We start from the raw sequence: 807 nt of genomic DNA on the forward strand, positions 1-807 counted from the left end.
TGATGAGTATTTAGCCAATATTCGCGCTTTATTGGGTAAGCGCTAACATCAACATTGGCAGTGCTGATGCCAAAAAGAACCAACTCGGCAAACGCTAACCCGACGCTTTGCCATTTGCTATTATTAACACTTTATAAAAGATATTGGAATCCTTATGCCTACCTCGATGCCCGATCAGGAACGACCATCAGTGCTACCAGGAGATTATAATCCGGCTGAATACAGTGCCGAATATAAACTGCTGTATTTGCAGGATTTGGTTGCTGATAAAGCATATGAGGCGATTACAGAGTTTTTAGAAAAGCAGTCTGAGTATGAGATTGCCAACCTACTAGAGTCTTTCCCGACTCAAAACCGCCTACTCATCTGGGAGCAAGTGCCAGAGAGCATTAAAGGTGAAGTACTTGCTGAGCTCGAGTACGATACCCGCCAGCCATTGCTGGAGAATATTTCTTCTCAAGAAATCTCTTTGTTCACCCAAGATCTTGATGCCCAAGACATCTCTGAGATTTTGGATACTGTCACTGAGAGCGTACGTACCTCAGTCATGGCAACGCTCGATGAAGAAACGCGCGTCCAAGTCAATAAACTTGATACGTATGATGACTGGGAAGTTGGGAGCTACATGGATCCTGATATTATCCAAATACGGGATGATATCTATCTGGCGGACGTACAGGATTGGCTACGAGAAAACGAGGATCTACTCGATGACGAAAGCCAAGAGCTACTCGTGGTCGATCAAAGCCAGCAATTACTTGGGCTATTGAGTCTGGTAGATCTGATTAAACATGACCAAAACACGCT

1 protein-coding gene is annotated in these 807 nt (G+C 44.4%); it reads left to right on the forward strand.

Translation table 11 applies throughout. From position 1 onward, the window contains the following. Positions 1–154: 154 nt before the first annotated feature. Positions 155–807, forward strand: a 653-nt coding sequence (locus tag ACS8FC_RS16470; protein WP_439297569.1) for a magnesium transporter MgtE N-terminal domain-containing protein, incomplete at its 3' end; no start/stop codon positions are given.

The organism is Psychrobacter sp. 1Y4, from assembly GCF_051847555.1.